Raw genomic sequence first — 16217 nt, 5'->3', positions numbered from 1 at the left:
GGCACGAGCCCGGCGCGCAACAGGGACGACTTGCCGCTGCCCGAAGGGCCGAACACCGCGGCGAAGCGATGCCGGCCAAGCAGCTCGTGCAATTCCTCGACGAGCCGCTCCCGTCCGAAGAAACGACCGGAATCGTGCGTGTCGTAGGGGGCCAGACCCAGGTACGGCCCGGCGGCACCGTCCTCGTCGGCCCTCTCGCGCGCCAGTTCCTGAGCGACCTGCTGCCAGCGGTGCTCCCATGCGGAGACGTCTGCGCCGCATGTTTCCACGAAGGCCAGGACGACGGGCAGTGAAGCCAGCCGCTCACCTGCCGCCGCCTGCGACAGCGTGGTGACCGAATAGCCGGCGCGCTTGGCCATGGCCCGATAGGTCAGGCCGCCCGCTTCCTGGCGCAGCTTGCGTAACTCAGAGGCAAAACGTTGAACCGGTCCCGCTGCCGGGTCCACTGGACTTTCACGACGGCCTGCCACCGTTACGAGATTCCCTTCGCTAGAGGAGAGGAGCCATTCGCCGAGAAAAGCATTGTTTGCCTGGCTGATCAGGGGTGCCGAACAATCGTGCCGCCACGATCCTGGTGCCACCGGCCCCGGCGGGCAAGCGGTCATGGAACCACTAGCCGCCTCGAGCCGGCACACGGACGTGTGACCTGAGAGAGGTGAAGGCGGCCAAGCCGGTGATCCAGTGGCCCACTTGACCGGTGACGAGCAAGGGAAGAAGCAGATGATCAATAGCTCACATGGGGAACTCGAAACAGGCAGCCGCACAGCCTCACAGGTCTTGGTGGACTACTTGGCGGAATGGTCGCTGCAGACCGGGATCACGGTGGAGATATGGGCCCTGCCGAAACAGCCGCTTCCCGCCCTCATCACCGAGATCGTCCATGGCGCGATCCGTGATGTTCTGCAGGAGGTGGAACGGCAGGCACGGGCCCGTACCGTCTCCATCGCCCTCACCGTGGCTCCCAGCGGGCTGCGCTTGACCGTCAGCGACGATGGCCTCGGAATGTCGGCCGAGGTGTATGAGGCCCAGCTGAGTGGCAGACGGGCCGAGCTTGCAGGAATGGGCGGCGGCCTCACCGTCAATGGCGTACCAGGAGAAGGCACCACGGTGAGCGCCACCGTACCCCGAAGGGCCCTCGGCTAGGCGGGGCACGGCTATGCGGCAGCAACTGAGGCACGGGGGCTGAGGCGGCGGCTCAACGCCGTCTCACCAAATCCTCGACATCCCCACGTCCAGCATTCGTCCAGGAGGTACACGATGAAGACATTGGGAGCGCTCGCCGCAGCCGGCGCCATCACCGTTCTGCCCCTCGCGGGCGCGCCTGCCGCGACCGCCGAATCCGCCGCGGCGCTCGGATGCCCGCGCCCGATGGTGGCCAACCTCGACCCTGGCTCCGGCGTCATGAAAGGCGCTTTCAACCTCAAGGTGGGGCCCTACGCGGGGACCAAGTGCCCCATCGTCAGGAAGGTCGCCAAGGGTGCGGTGCTCTATTTCCACTGCTGGGTGGAGAACAGCCGCGGCACGCTCTGGGTCTACGCCAGGGTGAAGGGCACGGCGCAGTACGGATGGATGTCGATCGACAACCTGACCGGCTTCAAGAACGCCACCTTCCAGGCCTGCCCACCCAGACGCAGATAGGAACGGCGTCGGTCGCGACCTTGTCCGGCGGCCAATGAGGACCGCCGTGTGAGCCCGCGTAAGGCTTCCTGAAGAGAAGCGTAAGCGGCACCGGGCAGAGTTCTGATTGCTGAACGGAGTGCCGTACAACCAGGAGGAACCCAAGATGCGTAAGATCATCAACTCGACCTACATCAGCCTCGACGGCGTCATCGACGACCCTGCGTGGACCATGCCGTACTTCGACGACGAGGCCGCCGCCTTCGCCGGTGAGCAGACGGCCGCGGCCGACGCGCTGCTGATGGGCCGGCGCACCTACGAGGGCTTCGCGGCCGCCTGGCCGACCCGGGACGAGAGTGACCCGACCACCGGCGCGGCCTACTTCAACAACGTCAAGAAGTACGTCGCCTCGACCACCCTCACCGACCCGGAGTGGAACAACAGCGAAGTGCTGCAGGGTGACCTGATCGAGGCGGTCACCAGCCTGAAGGGCCAGGAGGGCAAGGACATCCTGATGTACGGCTACGGCGTGGTCACCCACGCCCTGGTCAAGGCGGGCCTGGTGGACGAGGTCCGATTCTGGATCACCCCGGTGTTCGTGGGCGGCCCGTCGATCTCCGCACCGCTGAGCGACGTGGAGACGACGCTGACCCTGGCCGGCACCAAGGTCATGAAGAGCGGCGTGATCATCGCCACCTACACGCCGGCCGCCCGGTAGGCGGACCGCGCAGGCCGGGACCAGCGTGTGCCTCCTGATCAACCAGACGGAACGCCGGTGCCAAGTGCGGCGTTTTCTGGAGCCGCTGCTGGGCAGGATCCGCGACGGCGACCTCGATCCCGAGCTGTGTCATCTCGCACCGGCTGCCGCCGAGCGCGGCGCCGCGGGGGTTCGAGTCGTTCGAGAGCTGGCAGGACGGCAGGCGAAAAGGGGCATGCCGGAGGGGCCGGGGGGCCGCGATGATTATGCAAGTGGTGGACGGCGTCAGCGCCGCCGATCTCGGCGCGGCCCGGATGCAGATGGCCCTGTCGCTCGGCTGGCACATCGTCATCGCCTGCCTGGGCGTGGGGATGCCGGCCATCACGCTGCTCGCGGAGTGGCGAGGGCACCGCACCGGCGATGTCCATTACCGGCTGCTGGCCCGGCGGTGGGCCAGGGCGCTGGGCGTGCTGTTCGCGGTCGGCGCGGTGTCGGGGACGATCCTGTCGTTCGAGATGGGGCTGCTGTGGCCGGGGCTCATGGGCACGTACGGCGAGGTCATCGGACTGCCGTTCTCGCTGGAAGGCATCGCGTTCTTCATCGAGGCCATCTTCCTCGGCATCTACCTGTACGCCTGGGACCGCCTGCCACCGAAGGCGCACCTGCTGTCCGGCATCCCGATCGTCCTGGCGGGGGTGGCCAGCGCGTTCTTCGTCGTCACCGCCAACGCCTGGATGCAGCAGCCGACGGGCTTCCAAGCCCGGAACGGCCGCATCGTGGCGGTGGATCCGTGGGCGGCGATGTTCAACCCGGCCACGCCGCCCCAGACCGTTCACATGATCCTGGCCGCGTTCATGGTGGCCGGGTTCAGCATGGCGAGCGTTTACGCCGTCGCCATGCTGCGCGGCCGGCGTGACCGCTACCACCGGCTCGGCCTGCTGCTCCCGCTGACGGTGGCGGCAGCCGTCACCCCGGTGCAGATCGGCGTGGGCGACTGGGCGGCCCACTTCGTCGCGAGCAACCAGCCGGTCAAGCTCGCCGCCATGGAGGGGGTGTTCGAGACCTCGCGCGGGGTTCCGCTCCACGTGGGCGGTATCGCGGTCGACGGCGAGATGCGGTACGCGCTGGAGATCCCCAACGGGCTGTCGCTGCTGGCCCACTGGGATCCGAACGCCGAGATCCGGGGGCTGAACGAGGTGCCGGCCGCCGACCGGCCGCCGGTCAACGTCGTGCACTGGGCGTTCCAGATCATGGTCGGGTCGGGCTTCGCCCTCCTGGCCCTCGCCGCCTGGCTGGCGCTGGCCTGGAAACGACGACGTGACCTGCCGCGCTCGCCGTGGTTCCTGCGCGCGACGGCGCTGTCGGGCGTGGCCGCGGTGCTGGCGCTGGAGGCGGGCTGGGTCGTCACCGAAGTGGGCCGGCAGCCGTGGATCGTGTTCGGCGTGCTGCGTACGTCACAGGCGGTCAACCCGGCGCCCGGCCTGGTGTACGGGTTCGCGCTGGTGATCGCGGTCTACGCGGCGCTGACCGTGGCCACTGTCTACGTGTTGCGCCGTCTGGCCCGCGACGTTCCCGTGCCGATCGCGCCGCAGGAGCGCGACGTCACCGACTACAAGATCGTGTGACCATGCCGCTGCCGGAGATCATGCTCGCCGTCCTGTGGCTGGGGCTGACCGCGTACGTCCTGTTCGGCGGCGCGGACTTCGGCGGCGGCATCTGGGACCTGCTGGCCGGTGGCGACGTGTCCGGCCGGCGGCAGCGGGCCCTGGTGGAGCACTCCATCGGCCCCGTCTGGGAGGCCAACCACGTCTGGCTGATCTTCGTCATCGTGCTGATGTGGACCGGCATCCCCTCGGTGTTCGCCGCGATCGCCTCAACGCTCTACATCCCGCTCACCCTGGCGGCTCTGGGCATCATCGGCCGCGGCGCCGCGTTCGCCTTCCGCAAGGTCTCCACCGAGCTGTGGCAGCGCCGCCTCTTCGGCGCCACCTTCGCCTTCTCCTCCCTCGCCACCCCGTTCTTCCTCGGTACGGTCGCCGGGGCGATCGCCTCGGGCCGGGTGCCGCCCGGCATCGCCGCGGGCGACCTGGTCACCAGCTGGGTGAACCCCACGTCCCTGACGGCGGGGGCCCTGGCCGTCGGCACCGCCGCCTATCTGGCCGCCGTCTACCTGACCCGCGACGCCCAGCGTGCCGGGGACGCCGGTCTGGTCGAGGCCTTCCGGCGGCGTGCCCTGGGGTGCGGCGCCGTCGTCGGAGTGCTGTCCGGCACCGGTCTTCTCGTCCTGCGGGCCGACGCGCCCGGCCTGTTCACCGAGCTCACGTCCGGGCGCGCCCTGCCGCTGCTGGCGCTGTCGATCGTGGCGGGCCTGGCCTCGCTGGTGCTGTTGTGGCGGCGCGCCTACCTCGCCGTACGGCTCACCGCCGCGCTGGCCGTGACGGGCCTGCTGTGGGGATGGGGGGTCGGGCAGTACCCGTCCCTGCTGCCCGGCGTCTCCCTCGCCGAGGCGGCGGCCACCGACGCGGTCCTGGCGGCGAGCCTGGGCTCGCTGGCCGTGGGCGCGCTCTTGCTGCTGCCATCGTTGTGGTGGCTCTATGCCACCTTCCAACGCGACCGCGCGGGCTCCTGATCACAGATCTGCCGCGTCCAGGGGTGGCCCGCTTTCGACCATGTCGGTGGGAGATGCGACGATCGGAGCCGATTGACCACTGAGCGATGGGCGAATGTATGAGTGGCGAACACGGCCGAAGGGCACTGGTGGTGCGGGGTGGCTGGGAGGGGCACGTCCCGGTGGCGGCCACCGACCTCTTCGTTCCCTTCCTCGAAAAGCACGGGTACGAGGTGCATCGGGCGGACTCTCCGGCGCCGTACGCGGATCCGGAGTTCATGTCCGGTGTGGACCTCATCGTGCAGTGCTACACGATGGGCACGATCGAGCCGGCGGAGCTGCGCGGGCTGGAGGCCGCGATCAGCGCGGGCACGGGGATGGCGGGCTGGCACGGTGGCATCGCCGACTCCTTCCGCAACTCCTCCGACTACCTGCATCTCATCGGCGGGCAGTTCGCCTGCCACCCGGGCAAGGACCCGGCCGAGCGGGAGGGCACGCAGGCCGACAACTTCGTGCCGTACACCGTGAACATGCTGCCCGAGGCGAGCGCCCACCCCGTCACCGAGGGCATCGCCGACTTCGACCTCGTCACCGAGCAGTACTGGGTGCTGACGGACGACTACATCGACGTGCTGGCGACGACGACGCAGCAGGTCCGCCCGTGGGACCCGTGGCACCGGGAGGTCACCTCACCGGCGATCTGGACCCGGCGGTGGGGGAGCGGGCGGATCTTCGTCACGACGCCGGGGCACAGCCTCGACGTCCTGCAGAACGACAGTGTGCGCACCATCATCGAGAGGGGCATGTTGTGGGCCAGCCGGTGAACGTCGGCGTTGTCGGGTGCGGTGCCATTTCGGCCCAGTATTTCCGTACCATCGACCGGCTCCCGCAGTTGCGGTTGGCGGCGGTGGCCGATCTCGACCTTGACCGGGCGCGGGAGGCGGTGCGGCCCTATGCGGGGGTCGAGGTGCTGAGCGTGGCGGAGCTGATGGCCGATCCGCGCGTGGACGTCGTGCTCAACCTCACCATCCCCGCCGCCCACGCCGAGATCGCGCTGCAGGCCATCGCGGCCGGCAAGGACGTCTATTGCGAGAAGCCGCTCGCCGCGACCGCGGAGGACGCGGGGCGGATGTTGCGGGCCGCCGACGCCGCGCAGGTGCGGGTGGCGTGCGCGCCGGACACGGTGTTGGGCACGGGCACGCAGACCGCGCGCAAGGCGATCGACGACGGCCTGATCGGCAGGCCGGTCGCGGCGACCGCCATGATGGTGACGCCCGGCCACGAGCGCTGGCACCCGAACCCCGACTTCTACTACCTTCCCGGTGGTGGCCCGCTCCTGGACATGGGCCCCTACTACATCACCAGCCTGGTGACGTTGCTCGGGCCGGTGTCGACGGTCATCGGCGCCGCCGGCCGCACGCGGGCCAAGCGCACGATCGGCTCGGGTCCCCGCCGCGGCGAGGAGATCCCGGTCACCGTCGACACCCACGTGACAGGCGTGCTCGTCCACACCTCGGGAGCGCTGTCCACGCTGGTGATGAGCTTCGACGCGGCGGCGACCAAGGCGCCCCACATCGAGGTGCACGGCGAGCAGGGCTCGCTCGTCGTCCCCAATCCGAACCACTTCGACGGGCCCGTCCTCGCGTCGGGGGTCGGGGAGGAGGGCTGGCGCGATCTTCCCGTGAGCGCCGGCTACGTCGACGCCGGGCGCGGCGTGGGCCTGGCCGACTTCGCATCGACCCCGCCGGGGGAGGAGCCCCGTACGGGCGGTTCGCTGGCCTTCCACGTGCTCGACATCATGGAGTCGTTGCTGGCCTCGGCGCACTCCGGCAGGGCGGTGAACATCACGAGCACCTGCGAACGTCCCCGCCCCGTGGTCCTGATTCCCTCCGAAGGCACGAGCGATCGGTCAGGCGGCACGCCGTGACGCGGCCCGGCTCCCGTCGAATCGCGATCTTGCCAGACCCTCTTTAGGCCGGGGCCTGGTTGGAGCGGGCGACTGCCGCGGTGAGGTCCTCGACGTGGGCGGCGAGCGCCGCGGCGAGGGCCGGCGGCGTTCTGACGGTGAACGGCCAGGGCAGGCCGGTCAGCAGCCGTGCCATCGCCGGGAGGTCTTCTGCCCCGCTGACCAGCAGCACCCCGCCCTCCTGACAGGGGCGCAGCTCGCCGAAGGTGGCGGGGAGCCGGGCGCGGGCGGTGGCCAGGTCGGTGTCGAGCCACACCTCCGTACGATGCGTCCACGCGCCCAGCGTCAGGGTCCGCAGGACGTGCGCCACCGGGTCGAACCCGGTGGGCGGGGTGAATCGGCGTGGCAGCTCGGCGGCGCCGGTGATCCGGTCGAGGCGGAACATGCGCAGGTCGTCGCGCAGGTGGTCGTGGCCGACCAGGTACCAGTGGCGCGCGTGCACGACGAGCCCGTACGGGTCCACGTCGCGGACGTGGCCGCTGTGCTCGATCCGGACCGCGCGGCGCGCCTGGACGGACGCGCCCAGCGTCAGCGCCAGGTCGGGCTCCGGCGTCAGCGGCTCCGAGCCGGTCACCGAGGTGGCCGCGCCGAGGGCCTTGACGCGTTCCCGCAGCGCTGTGGGAAGCAGACGCCCGAGCTTGACGAGCGCGCGGTCGGCGGGCGAGGGTGCGCCGGCCGTCTCACGCTCGCCCGCGGCGGCCAGCGCGACCGCCACGGCGACGGCCTCCTCGTCGGCGAGCATGAGCGGGGGCAACCGGTAGCCGCGGGCGAGCCGGTAACCGCCGTAGCGCCCGCGTACGGATTCGATGGGGATGTCCATATCGCGCAGGGCGGTGACGTAGCGGCGCACGGCTCGGGCGTCGATCTCAAGCCGCCTGGCGGCTTCGTCGGCGGACACCAGCCCGCGATCCTGCAGGAGCTCGAGCAACGCCAGGACGCGTGCGGCGGGACGGGACACGGCCGCATCCTAAATCAGGGCAGAAAACGTCCACAATCCCTTCTAGCCTGGCTCCCGTCGCAACATGATCCACGACAATCGAAGGGAGCTGGCCATGTCGGCCATCGTTCTCGTTGGCGGCTCGTTCCTCGGCGCCTGGGCGTGGGAGCGCGTCACGCCCGTGCTCACCGCGTCCGGTCACGACGTCCACCCGCTGACGCTCACGGGCTTCGGTGACCGGGCGCACCTCGGCTCGGAGGCGACCACGCTCGCCACCCACGCTCTGGACATCACGGCCGCGATCGAGGTCGCCGGGCTGCGTGACGTCGTGCTCGTCGCGCACTCCTACGGAGGCGCCCCGGCGACGATCGCCGCCGCCGCGATCCCCGGGCGCATCGCCCGCCTGGTCTACGTCGCCGCCGTCCTTCCGCAGGCGGGCAGGACGCTTTTCGACATCGCGCCGCCGGGTGTCGAGGAGGCGATCATGAGCACCGTGGTGGACGGGAGGATCCCCGTGATGAGCGATGCGATCATTGACGCCAACTTCGGCGAGCACGGGCTCACGCCGCAGGACCGGGCCTGGTTCCGTGACCGGGCGGTCGGCCAGCCCGTCAACACCTACCGCGATCCGGCGCCGGCCGAGCTCGGGGCGGTGGAAGGGCTGTCGCGCACCTTCATCGCGTGCACCGGCGATCCCGGCGAACCGGCCTTTCTGCCCGGCCACGAGCCGGTCACCCTCGACGCCGGACACTGGCCTATGATCACCAAGCCGGTCGAGCTGGCGCATCTGATCGACAAGGCGGCGCGGGGCTGATGCGGCCGTACCGCGTGGAGGTCCCGCAGTCCTGTCTCGATGACCTGGCCGAGCGCCTGGCGCGGACCCGCTTCACCCGTTCGCTTCCCGGCAGGGGGCACGGCGTGCCGACCGAACGGGTCAGGAGGCTGGTGGAGCGCTGGCGCGAGGAGTTCGACTGGCGGGCGCAGGAGGCCGCCGTCAACGCCCATCCGCAGTTCGTCACCGAGATCGACGGGGTGGACGTGCACTTCCTGCACGTCCGCTCGCCCCGGCCGGGTGCCTTCCCGTTGATCCTCACGCATGGCTGGCCGATGTCCGTCGTGGAGTACCTGCCCCTCATAGGGCTGCTCGGCGACGAGTTCGACCTGGTCATCCCCTCGATCCCCGGGTTCGGGTTCTCCGCGGTTCCCGGGGAGGCCGGCTGGAACCGCCGTCGTACGGCCGGGGCCTGGGCCGAGCTGATGCGCCGGCTCGGCTACGAGCGGTACGGCGTCCACGGCAACGACGTCGGCGCCCTCATCTCGGTGGAGCTCGGCCGCCTCGACCCCCGGCACGTGACCGGAGTGCACGTCACCCAGATCTTCTCCGTGCCCTCGGGAGATCCCGCCGAACTGGCCGCGCTGGGGCCCGGCGACCTGGTGAAGGTGCGTACGATGCAACGCTTCATGGACGAAAGGGGCGCCTACCTCAAGCTGCAGTCCACCCAGCCGCAGACGCTCGCCCACGCGCTGGCCGACTCACCGGCCGGCCAGCTCGCCTGGAGCCTGCAGCTGTTCGGCGAGTCGGCCGACGACGACTACGTCCTGGCCAACGCCACGATTCACTGGGTGACCGACAGTGGGGGCAGCGCGGCCCTGTCCGGTTACCACGGCAACGAGCAGCCGCCCGGGCCGTCGTCGTTCCCGCTCGGCGTGGCCTGTTTCGCCGGCGACTTCTTCCCGACGGTACGAGCCCTCGCCGAGCGCGACCACACGGCCATCGTGCACTGGAGCGAGTTCGACCGCGGCGGCCACCATGCCGCGCAGGAGGCGCCGGAGCTCCTCGCCGGGGACATCCGCGCCTTCTTCGCGGCCCGGCGCTGAAGGCTCTGCTCCGCGCCGCCGGGCCGGATCTCAGCGCCACTCGAAATAGCAGTTGGCGTTGAAACGCCCTGTCGAGATGCTGACCGCCCGGCTGGGGGCTGCCATGTTGACCCGGCCGCCGGGGCCCCGCTCGTACGGCCGCCACCGCACGCATGCCTGGGCCCCGTTGGTGTGCCGCTCGGGGAAGCTGTACCGGCATTCGCGCTTGGAGGAGGTCTCGCACGCTCTCGTCAGGCCGTGGCTCGTCTGGATGAGCGCGCCCACCCTCCCGGCCTGAGGGGACCGTTTCCGTACCCAGAAGTCGTCGCCTCGCCACTCGAAGCAGGTGTCGGCGTTCCGGAAGTAGTAGTGGTGGCATCCTGCCGCGCCTTGTTCAACCGATTGCGCGGACGCGGCGGAAAGCGGTGTGAGAGCTATGGCAACGCTCCCTGCCAGCATTAAGGCTCTGCGCACGGTTTTCATCGACTGCTCCTTCGCTGGAGACCTCGGGCTTCAGCCCTGGGGAGGAAAGCGAACCTGCCGCGTAGCGGCACATGGGCATCAGTCCCGCTGGCAAGGCGGAATGACGTTAAGCAGAATCGATACCTCCTGCTAAGATCTTGGCTGTGCGGACGGCGTACAAGTGTCGGGCCTACCCGAGCCCCGAACAGGCTGCGGTATTGAACCGCACGTTCGGGTGCGTGCGCGTGGTGTGGAATCAGACGCTCGCCTGGCGGCACCAGCGCTGGCATCAAGAGCGCGTCTCCACCAACGTGCCGCAGGCCAACGCCTTTCTCACCCAGCTCAAGCGGAGCGAGGAGTTCGCCTGGCTGAACGAGGTGTCCTCGGTCCCGTTGCAGCAGGTGCTGCGCACTCAGCAGCGGGCGTACGCCAACTTCTTCGCCGGGCGCGCCCGCTACCCGAGGTTCAAGTCCCGGAACGGCCGCCAGAGCGCGGAGTACACCCGGTCGGGGTTCCGCTGGCGAGACGGTCGCCTGTTCCTGGCCAAGACCGACGCGCCGCTTGAGTTCGTGTGGTCGTGGCCCGAGGTTGATCCTGCCTCGATCGACCCGTCCACGGTGACCGTCTCGCGTGACCCGTGCGGACGCTGGCATGTGTCGTTCGCCGTCGAAGTCGGCGATCCGGATCAGGCTCCGGCTACCGGCGCCGTTGTCGGCGTGGACCTGGGCGTCAAGGACTTCGCGGTCACCTCCGGGGGCGATAAGATCGCCAATCCTCGGAAGCTGGCGAAGCGGGAATGCAACCTCGCCCGCTACCAGCGGCGTATGGCCCGCAAACAACGCGGATCGAACAACCGCAAGAAGGCGAAGGCGAAGGTCGCCCGAGCGCACCGGAAGGTCCGTGCCTCCCGGGCAGATTTCCTGCACAAGACCAGCACGCGTCTGGTCCGCGACCACGATGTGATCGTGATCGAAGACCTGAACATCAACGGCATGGTCCGTAACCGGTCTCTCGCCAAGGCGATCTCCGACTCCGGGTGGGGCGCCTTCCGCCGCATGCTGGAGTACAAGACGGCCAAGTACGGCCGCCACCTGATCGTGATCGACCGCTGGTACCCGAGCTCGAAAACCTGCTCGGCGTGCGGGCACCTGCTTGCCGAACTCTCGCTCAGCACCCGGCACTGGACGTGTCCGGGCTGCGGCACCCGGCACGACCGGGATGTCAACGCCGCGAAGAACATCCTGGCGGCAGGTCTTGCCGTGTCGGCCTGTGGAGGTGACGTCAGACACTCCGAGTCCTCTCGGGTGCAGTCGCCTGTGAAGCAGGAACCCCAGCCTGTGAAGGTTGGAATCCCCCGTCTTTAGGCGTGGGGAGGAAGTCAACATGTCGGCCTATCCCGGTCTGGAGATTGATGATCTTGGTTTCTCCGGCCTTGGGCCGTCGCAGACCATCAGTCTTGCCGACCGGCGCGCAGCAGGTCATTGCCGCAGCGTGCAGTCCCCTTGCCGGTTCCTGCACCATCCGCTCGGATGATCGCTCATTGGCCGGTCTCCGCGTACTGCGCCACACCGTCGCCGAAGGACCAGTCGATCGGCTCGTTCTCGCTGACCGTGACGAAGACGTTCCGCGGTTCGGTGCCCGCGTACTCCTGGGCGAGCTCGGCGATCCTGCGGTAAAGGGCCTGCTTCTGATCCGCGGTGCGGCCGGAGCGCATGGTGATGGCGACGAACACGAGGTCGTCGTCCCGGTGTACGCCGAGGTAGCCGGGGTCGTAGCGGAACATGCGCCGCGTGCCGTCGTGGCTCGTGAGCACCTGGAACAGGTCGTCTTGCGGGATGCCGATGGCGTCGACCAGGGCATCGTGCACGGCCCGGCCCACGGCCTCCAGCCGCTTCTCGTCTGCACGGAGCGCGTCAATGCGGACAAAAGGCATTATTTCGTCCCTTCAAAGTGATTCGATCAGTGGCTGGTCGCCGGTGAGCAGGTAGCAGGCGACGAACGTGGCCGGCTCGGTGACGGAGAGATTGTCGAAGCGGTGGACCGTTGCGCCCGCAGGCTCGAAGAAGGCACTCCCGGCGTGGAGTTCTTGAGCGGGGTGCCCATCGAGCTCGAACACGATCCGGCCGCTGGTGACGTAGCCGGTGACGCCGCCGGGGTGAGTATGCAGGCCGCTCGCCGCCCCCGGCGGCATGGTGACCCGGTGCGTCTCCACCCGGTCGATGCGTTCAGGCCGGCTGGTCAGGTCGCCGGTCAGCAGGTGCTCGCGGCGAACGGTGCTCATCATGTGTCCCTTCGGGATGTGGTCCTGCGGCGGTGTGCATGTCTCCGTGCCGGGCGAGGGGCAGGGCGGTATGCCGTTGCCCGCCCTGGACTCTCCTGGCTCAGCGGACGTGTCCGGCAAGCAGGCCGAGCGCGCCGTCAACGGCCTGGGCGTACGCCACCGCGTCGTCGGCGGCCCGGGCCAGCACATATCCGCCCTGCAGCACCGCGACGAGCGCGGTGGCGGTGGCTGCCGGATCGAGGGCGGTGTCAAGCTCGCCGTTTGCCCGCGCTTCCGCGAGGACCTCGGCAAGCCGGGCTCGGAGCCAGGCGAAGGTCTCCTCGACCGGACGGCGCAACGCGGGATCGGCCATCACGTCCGGGTCCTGGGTCAGCCGGCCGACCGGGCAGCCGCGGAGAGAGTCCCGTTCCCGGCGTAGGTAGGCGGTGATCCGCTGGACCGGAGTCCCGGCGTCGGAGAGCTCGGCTTCCGCGCGAGCGCGCATTTCCTCGGCAGTGCGGGTGATCGCGGCCAGTGCCAGGTCGGGTTTGCCGCGGAAGTGGTGGTACATGCTGCCCTGGCCCGCCCCGGCTCGCTGCTGGATCGCCTTCGGCGAGGCGCCCACGTATCCGCGCTCCCACAGCAGCTCCCGGGTGCTCTCGATCAGTCGTTCCCTCGCGTCCACAACCATGATCGTACATACTAGTAGGTACAATCTCAATCCAACCGGGTCGGTACGCCTTCTCGGTCCCGGGCCTGCCGGCGGTCGCGGATCTGTGGGGAAGCGCGGGCGAAGGTCGACTGGCAGATCGCGAACGAGGAAGATCGTCAGGACCAGCGCCCGCGTAACCGCATCAGACAGCAGGGATCGGGAGAGATGAGCCAGTACTTCCAGATCGAAGACAATGTCCTGTGGAACCCTGCGACGGGTGTTTCTCGGGTTTTCGTGCGGACCGCCGAGTCCTTGTCCCTACTTGTTGATCTCCCGTCCGGGCTCGGCCCCATGTGCGCAGACGAATGTGAAATCGACATCGAGGCGTTCGCCCTCTTCATTGACACGTTGGCCAGCCGGTATGCCCGGTCGAACCACGTGATCCTGCGCTCGCTCATGGAGGGTTTCATCGCCACCGGGATGGCTCTCGTGGAACGCGGCGGTGGCGAGCTACCAGGCGTGAAAGTAGCCCGCGATGACCCGAGCATCAGCGCCCTGCAGGAGCTCAGCCGCCGTCACAGCAGGGCGATGCCTCGTTGAGAGCTCAGCCGGTGAGCCATTCGCCTCCGTGAACTCTTGGTGCCGTATCGGGCTAGTAGCCGGTGTAAACCTTGAGGACGGCGATAAGGACATCGATGGGCTCAGCTGATGTGCTCGATGACGAGACGGATGACGCGCTGCTGGTCGCGCGGTCCCTGGAAGATCCCCGATGTTTCGGCGAGCTGTTTCGCCGGCACGCTCCGCCGCTGCACCGCTATGCCGCTCGCCGCCTCGGGAGCGACCTCGCCGACGACATCGTGGCGGAGACGTTCCACACGGCCTTCAGGAGCCGGGCCGGCTACGACCCCGCCCGGGGCGATGTGCGGCCGTGGCTGTGGCGGATCACCACCAACCTGATCCGTCGTCACTACCGTTCCGAGCTGCGCATGTTCCGCGCGCTTGCGCGGACCGGCGTGGACCCGGTGCTGGAGGGCCATGCCGACAGGGTGGCCGAGCAGGTCACCGCCGCCGCGGAGACCCCGCGCCTGGCCGCCGCGCTGGCTGGTCTGCGCAAGGGTGATCGCGATGTGCTGCTGCTGACCGCGTGGGGCGAGCTGAGCTACCAGGAAGTCGCCGACGCGCTGGACATCCCCGTGGGCACGGTGCGCTCACGGCTGAACAGAGCCCGTACGAAGGTGCGCGACGCGCTGGGAGGAACCGCTGATGAATGAGACCGAGCTGCTCAAGCGCATGAGGTCGCAGATCCCGCTGCGCGACCCGGACGAACTGGCCCTGGCCATCGGCTGGCGGCCGGAGGAGTCCGGCGGGAGGCCCCGGCCCCGGGTGCTCCTGCGGCGCCTGCTGGTGGGCGCGCCGGTGACGGCGGGGCTCGTGGCCATCGCCTTGACCGTGTCGGCGCTGCCGTCGGGGAACGCCACGTCGTACGCCAACGCGGCCATCGACGTCAGGCAGGAGGGCGACGCGTGGGTGGCCAGGATCAAGGACCCGCTCGCCGAGTACGAGAAGTACCGCGAGGCGTTCGGCGCCGTCGGGTTGGATGTCGAGCTCCAGCTCGTGCCGGCCTCGCCGGCGAGGGTCGGCGACCTGGTCATGGCAGGTGGCGTCGGGCCGTCTGGCCACTTCAGCGGCGGTCTCGAACCTGAAGGCTGCCGGATCGGCCAGACCGGTTGCCACCTGACGTTCCGGGTCCCCGCCGGATTCGAGGGCCGGGTGCGGGCTCAGCTCGGCAGGCCCGCGGCGGACGGCGAGACCTACCAGGCGGCGGCCCGCGCCACCGACGCCGGTGAGATGCTCGAGGGCGTTCAGGTGGAGGGCCGTTCCGTGAGCCAGGTGCTCAGCGAGATCCGCAAGCGCGGCCTGGAGGTTGTTTACCAGCGGGTCCGGGATGATCCCAGCAATCCGGACAGCAACTTCATCGACGGGGAGAAAGGGCTCTTCCATTTGTCGTACGAGCCTGTCCGCCCATCCGACGTCGGCCAGGACTGGCTCGTGTGGCAGGCCTGGTCGCAGCGCGAGGGCGTGGTCAGGCTGCAGGTCACGCCGGAGCCGTTGCGGCCGATCAGTCCGAGTGCTGGTGTTACACCCTCACCGCAAGAGTGATGAGCGTGGTAGGGATCAGCGTGCGGTACGACCAGGTCACGGCGCCGGCGCAGTTGAAGCGGAGGCAGCGTCGGCGGACACGAAGCAGAACTCGTTGCCTTCGGGGTCGGCCATGACCTGGAAGGCGCCCTGATCGTCGGTCACCGTCTCGCCGATCCGCGTGGCGCCCAGCCGCAGCGCGTGGGTGATGGCCGGCTCGATGGCGTCGACTTCGATGTCGAGATGCAGCCGGTTCTTGACGGTCTTGTCCTCGGCGACCGGTTGGAAGGCCAGCCGTACGATCCCCGGCGGTTCGACATGCGACCAGCCTCGGGCGCGATCCACCGGGTCGCCGCCGAGCAGGGCGGCCCAGAAGCGAACCAGGCTCTGTGGATCCCGGCAGTCCACCACGACCTGACTTACGCGCGCGTGCATGATGGCCAGGGTAGCCATCCGGCACGCACCGCGATCGCGACGACGGGCCAGGGATTGCTGGGTTACCTGCACGGCCAGGCGGTGGCGGAGGCCAACGGCATCTCGGCCGAACAGTTCCTTCCGCATGCCGTGAAGACCATGGACTTCCGGTACTTCCTGGAGTTCTACGCCCCGCGCATCGCCGCCGGCAACCACGAGGGCGACGTGGACCGGCTGGCCATGGGCGTCGCGAGCTTGGAGCACGTCATCCACACCGCGAAGGCGTCCGGTGTGGACGGCTCCCTGTCCGCGTCCGTCCTGGAGGTGTTCCGCCGCGGCGTAAGGACAGCCTCACGAGCGTCTGCGATTCTCTATGTTTGCCTGGGGATTTCCGGCATTCCGGGCGGGCGTGGCGCGTGGCGGGCCGCCTCCGTACGCTCCGAGGGGGAGTACGGGGGTGGCTGTGACACGGTGGAAGCCGGTCCGGTGGTGAGGATCGCGTACAGGCCCTGTACGCCCCGCCGGTGGGCGGGGCGCCTGGGGTGCCTGGCCCGCCGGACGCTGTCCCGTCCCGGGTGTGCCGGGGGCGGGGGCGGGCACCGTGCGCC

22 protein-coding genes are annotated in these 16217 nt (G+C 69.4%); 15 read left to right on the top strand and 7 right to left on the bottom strand.

The window, feature by feature from the left end; all coding sequences use genetic code 11:
- The coding region (locus EJK15_RS59340; protein ID WP_206061907.1) for an XRE family transcriptional regulator at positions 1-446 on the bottom strand (446 nt) is incomplete at its 3' end.
- 244 nt (positions 447-690) lie between these two features.
- Between EJK15_RS59340 and EJK15_RS59335 the strand changes: the two genes are divergently transcribed.
- The 7 genes from EJK15_RS59335 to EJK15_RS59305 all read left to right on the top strand — a co-directional run bounded on the left by EJK15_RS59335 (position 691) and on the right by EJK15_RS59305 (position 6849).
- Complete coding sequence (locus tag EJK15_RS59335; protein WP_138719206.1) at positions 691-1143, top strand: sensor histidine kinase; 453 nt, start codon at positions 691-693, stop codon at positions 1141-1143.
- 114 nt (positions 1144-1257) lie between these two features.
- Positions 1258-1638, top strand: coding sequence for a hypothetical protein (locus EJK15_RS59330; RefSeq protein ID WP_138719205.1), 381 nt, complete (start codon positions 1258-1260; stop codon positions 1636-1638).
- A 145-nt stretch (positions 1639-1783) separates the two neighbouring features.
- Complete coding sequence (locus EJK15_RS59325) at positions 1784-2335, top strand: dihydrofolate reductase family protein (RefSeq protein ID WP_138719204.1); 552 nt, start codon at positions 1784-1786, stop codon at positions 2333-2335.
- Positions 2336-2574: 239 nt separating this feature from the next.
- Positions 2575-3939: a cytochrome ubiquinol oxidase subunit I gene (locus EJK15_RS59320; protein ID WP_138719203.1), complete on the top strand. Its 1365-nt coding sequence runs from the start codon at positions 2575-2577 to the stop codon at positions 3937-3939.
- Positions 3940-3941: 2 nt separating this feature from the next.
- Positions 3942-4943, top strand: coding sequence for a cytochrome d ubiquinol oxidase subunit II (locus tag EJK15_RS59315; RefSeq protein ID WP_138719202.1), 1002 nt, complete (start codon positions 3942-3944; stop codon positions 4941-4943).
- A gap of 98 nt (positions 4944-5041) precedes the next feature.
- Positions 5042-5746 (top strand): ThuA domain-containing protein, encoded by a 705-nt coding sequence (locus EJK15_RS59310; protein WP_138719201.1) that lies wholly within the window; start codon positions 5042-5044, stop codon positions 5744-5746.
- Positions 5731-6849 (top strand): Gfo/Idh/MocA family protein, encoded by a 1119-nt coding sequence (locus tag EJK15_RS59305; RefSeq protein WP_138719200.1) that lies wholly within the window; start codon positions 5731-5733, stop codon positions 6847-6849. Before EJK15_RS59310 ends, EJK15_RS59305 begins: the two co-directional genes overlap by 16 nt.
- A 43-nt stretch (positions 6850-6892) precedes the next feature.
- Here the strand turns inward: EJK15_RS59305 and EJK15_RS59300 are convergent, their stop codons facing one another.
- On the bottom strand, positions 6893-7846 hold the full coding sequence (locus EJK15_RS59300) for a helix-turn-helix transcriptional regulator (RefSeq protein ID WP_138719199.1): 954 nt from the start codon (positions 7844-7846) through the stop codon (positions 6893-6895).
- Positions 7847-7910: 64 nt separating this feature from the next.
- Here EJK15_RS59300 and EJK15_RS59295 point away from each other — a divergent pair, with 64 nt between their 5' ends.
- Together EJK15_RS59295 and EJK15_RS59290 are read left to right on the top strand one after the other, a co-directional pair.
- On the top strand, positions 7911-8639 hold the full coding sequence (locus EJK15_RS59295; protein ID WP_138719198.1) for an alpha/beta fold hydrolase: 729 nt from the start codon (positions 7911-7913) through the stop codon (positions 8637-8639).
- Positions 8639-9703: an epoxide hydrolase family protein gene (locus EJK15_RS59290; RefSeq protein ID WP_138719197.1), complete on the top strand. Its 1065-nt coding sequence runs from the start codon at positions 8639-8641 to the stop codon at positions 9701-9703. The genes EJK15_RS59295 and EJK15_RS59290 overlap by 1 nt, the downstream gene beginning before the upstream one ends.
- Positions 9704-9733: 30 nt before the next feature.
- Here EJK15_RS59290 and EJK15_RS59285 read toward each other — a convergent pair whose 3' ends face one another.
- Positions 9734-10165, bottom strand: coding sequence for a hypothetical protein (locus tag EJK15_RS59285; RefSeq protein ID WP_138719196.1), 432 nt, complete (start codon positions 10163-10165; stop codon positions 9734-9736).
- Positions 10166-10308: 143 nt separating this feature from the next.
- On the opposite strand from EJK15_RS59285, the gene EJK15_RS59280 reads away from it, so the two are divergent.
- Positions 10309-11508 (top strand): RNA-guided endonuclease InsQ/TnpB family protein, encoded by a 1200-nt coding sequence (locus EJK15_RS59280; RefSeq protein ID WP_138719195.1) that lies wholly within the window; start codon positions 10309-10311, stop codon positions 11506-11508.
- A gap of 19 nt (positions 11509-11527) precedes the next feature.
- On the top strand, positions 11528-11677 hold the full coding sequence (locus tag EJK15_RS71980) for a hypothetical protein (protein WP_171075207.1): 150 nt from the start codon (positions 11528-11530) through the stop codon (positions 11675-11677).
- A 4-nt stretch (positions 11678-11681) separates the two neighbouring features.
- Here the strand turns inward: EJK15_RS71980 and EJK15_RS59275 are convergent, their stop codons facing one another.
- From EJK15_RS59275 to EJK15_RS59265, 3 genes are all read right to left on the bottom strand, one after another.
- Positions 11682-12077: a tautomerase family protein gene (locus tag EJK15_RS59275; protein ID WP_138719194.1), complete on the bottom strand. Its 396-nt coding sequence runs from the start codon at positions 12075-12077 to the stop codon at positions 11682-11684.
- A 12-nt stretch (positions 12078-12089) separates the two neighbouring features.
- Complete coding sequence (locus EJK15_RS71975; RefSeq protein ID WP_171075206.1) at positions 12090-12428, bottom strand: cupin domain-containing protein; 339 nt, start codon at positions 12426-12428, stop codon at positions 12090-12092.
- A 97-nt stretch (positions 12429-12525) separates the two neighbouring features.
- A complete protein-coding gene (locus tag EJK15_RS59265) occupies positions 12526-13095 on the bottom strand; it encodes a TetR/AcrR family transcriptional regulator (RefSeq protein WP_138719192.1) in 570 nt (189 codons plus the stop codon).
- Positions 13096-13281: 186 nt separating this feature from the next.
- Here EJK15_RS59265 and EJK15_RS59260 point away from each other — a divergent pair, with 186 nt between their 5' ends.
- From EJK15_RS59260 to EJK15_RS59250, 3 genes are all read left to right on the top strand, one after another.
- Positions 13282-13656, top strand: coding sequence for a DUF6086 family protein (locus EJK15_RS59260; protein WP_138719191.1), 375 nt, complete (start codon positions 13282-13284; stop codon positions 13654-13656).
- A 95-nt stretch (positions 13657-13751) separates the two neighbouring features.
- Positions 13752-14327 carry an RNA polymerase sigma factor gene (locus EJK15_RS59255; RefSeq protein ID WP_171075205.1) on the top strand — a complete coding sequence of 192 codons (576 nt, stop codon included), beginning with the start codon at positions 13752-13754 and terminating at the stop codon, positions 14325-14327.
- Positions 14320-15216, top strand: a complete 897-nt coding sequence (locus tag EJK15_RS59250) for a hypothetical protein (protein ID WP_138719190.1) — start codon at positions 14320-14322, stop codon at positions 15214-15216. The genes EJK15_RS59255 and EJK15_RS59250 overlap by 8 nt, the downstream gene beginning before the upstream one ends.
- Positions 15217-15252: 36 nt before the next feature.
- Here EJK15_RS59250 and EJK15_RS59245 read toward each other — a convergent pair whose 3' ends face one another.
- Positions 15253-15630: a VOC family protein gene (locus EJK15_RS59245; protein WP_138719189.1), complete on the bottom strand. Its 378-nt coding sequence runs from the start codon at positions 15628-15630 to the stop codon at positions 15253-15255.
- Between EJK15_RS59245 and EJK15_RS75640 the strand changes: the two genes are divergently transcribed.
- The coding region (locus EJK15_RS75640; protein ID WP_476739208.1) for an imine reductase family protein at positions 15625-16217 on the top strand (593 nt) is incomplete at its 3' end. The two genes, EJK15_RS59245 and EJK15_RS75640, sit on opposite strands and share 6 nt — an antisense overlap.

The organism is Nonomuraea basaltis (genome assembly GCF_005893125.1).
Lineage (GTDB): Bacteria > Actinomycetota > Actinomycetes > Streptosporangiales > Streptosporangiaceae > Nonomuraea > Nonomuraea basaltis.
The sequence above is the reverse complement of the archived record's forward strand: the minus strand, read 5'-3'. Positions and strand labels throughout refer to the sequence as shown.